The sequence below is a fragment of the Aeromonas sp. s5 genome (assembly GCF_040907865.1).
GTDB lineage: Bacteria > Pseudomonadota > Gammaproteobacteria > Enterobacterales > Aeromonadaceae > Aeromonas > Aeromonas dhakensis.
The window spans coordinates 1-2033 of sequence record NZ_JBFOCO010000030.1 but is presented as its reverse complement, the minus strand read 5'-3'; the positions used below and the strand labels follow the sequence as shown (position 1 = coordinate 2033).

Annotated in this window: 2 protein-coding genes; both read right to left on the bottom strand. The window is 54.7% G+C overall.

Annotation, left to right across the window (positions count from 1 at the left end; genetic code table 11):
- Nucleotides 1–240: 240 nt before the first annotated feature.
- Entirely contained in the window at nt 241–783 is a 543-nt protein-coding gene (gene gmhB, locus AB5Y94_RS16760; RefSeq protein WP_021465292.1) for a D-glycero-beta-D-manno-heptose 1,7-bisphosphate 7-phosphatase, read from the bottom strand.
- A 113-nt stretch (nt 784–896) separates the two neighbouring features.
- Nucleotides 897–2033: elongation factor Tu (gene tuf, locus AB5Y94_RS16755; protein WP_017788708.1), on the bottom strand; the 1137-nt coding region annotated here is incomplete at its 5' end.

Genomic DNA, 2033 nt, shown 5'->3' with positions numbered 1-2033 from the left:
AGCGACGCAGCTTTTGGCTGCTGCGGGAGTGGCATTCTACTCAACCGCCTTCTCGAGTCAAGCCTTATTTTCAAAGGCTTTTCGAGGCTACCGACTCAGGCTTTGCGTTGCCGCTTGCCGTGTCGATGGAGGCGCATTATAGGGAGTGAATTCGTTCTGGCAAGGGAATAATTGCAAAAAGATGGCCTTCATCGTTCAATCGCTCACAAAGCCACCAAAATGCATCTTAATCCAGCGAAATCAACCTGCGACAGGTGCTGCAACGGCAAAATCATGCAGATTGTCGTAGATGGCATCGGCCAGCTCAATCCCCGCATCAGTAATCGGCTTGCCTGTTCTGACCATGACCTTGTGACCGACCTTGGCATTGATGGCGGCTTTCAGGTCCGAAGGTTTGTCACCCACCATATAAGAGCGGCTCATGTCGATACCGAGCTCCCGCTGGGCAAGCAACAGCATACCCGGTTCGGGTTTGCGGCAGTCGCAGGGGGCACAGTGGTCCGGGTGATGGGGGCAGAAGTAGATACCATCGAGATCCACATCGCGATCGGCCAGGGACCAATCCATCCACTCGGTCAGGTTCATGAAGTCATCTTCAGTGAAGTAACCACGGGCGATGCCGGATTGGTTGGTCACCACGACCAGCAAATAGCCCTTTTTCTTCAGCAATTGCATGGCCTCAATCGCCCCGGGCAGAAAATGGAAGTCATCAACCTGGCTGACATAACCCGTGTCCTTGTTGATGACACCATCGCGATCCAGAAAAATGGCGGGTTTACTCACAGCAGCTACCTCTATTAATGATTTCGCAAAAGTATCTCACAGGCCATTTAAAGCCCCAAAAGTAAAAGGGGTGGCCGAAGCCACCCCTTTCATGTGTGCATATAAAGTATCGATTAAGCGATAACTTTAGCTACAACACCAGCACCTACGGTACGGCCACCTTCACGGATGGCGAAACGCAGGCCGTCGTCCATCGCGATCGGCGCAATCAGGGTAACAACCATCTTGATGTTGTCGCCCGGCATTACCATCTCTACGCCTTCCGGCAGTTCGATGGTACCGGTCACGTCGGTAGTACGGAAGTAGAACTGCGGACGGTAGCCTTTGAAGAACGGGGTGTGACGACCACCTTCTTCTTTGGACAGTACGTACACTTCAGATTCGAACTTGGTGTGCGGCTTGATGGTGCCCGGCTTGGCCAGTACCTGACCACGCTCTACATCTTCACGCTTCACGCCACGCAGCAGTGCGCCAACGTTCTCACCTGCACGACCTTCGTCCAGCAGTTTGCGGAACATTTCAACGCCGGTACAGGTGGTCTTGGTGGTATCTTTGATACCAACGATTTCCACTTCTTCACCAACTTTAACGATACCGCGCTCTACACGACCGGTTACTACGGTACCACGGCCTGCGATGGAGAATACGTCTTCGATCGGCATCAGGAACGGCTGGTCGATTGCGCGCTCCGGCTCCGGAATATAGGTGTCCAGGTGGCCAGCCAGTTCCAGGATCTTCTCTTCCCACTGAGCTTCGCCTTCCAGCGCTTTCAGTGCGGAACCACGTACTACCGGCAGGTCATCACCCGGGAAGTCGTACTCGGACAGCAGTTCGCGAACTTCCATCTCGACCAGTTCCAGCAGCTCTTCGTCATCTACCATGTCGCACTTGTTCATGAACACGATGATGTACGGAACGCCTACCTGACGACCCAGCAGGATGTGCTCACGAGTCTGCGGCATCGGGCCGTCAGTCGCTGCTACTACCAGGATCGCGCCGTCCATCTGGGCAGCACCGGTGATCATGTTTTTAACGTAGTCGGCGTGACCCGGGCAGTCTACGTGGGCGTAGTGACGGGTAGCGGTGTCGTATTCTACGTGGGAGGTGTTGATGGTGATACCACGCTCACGCTCTTCCGGCGCCTTGTCGATCTGGTCGAAGGCGAAAGCTTTACCACCGAAGTGCTTGGCCAGCACGTTGGTGATGGCGGCGGTCAGGGTGGTTTTACCGTGGTCAACGTGGCCGATGGT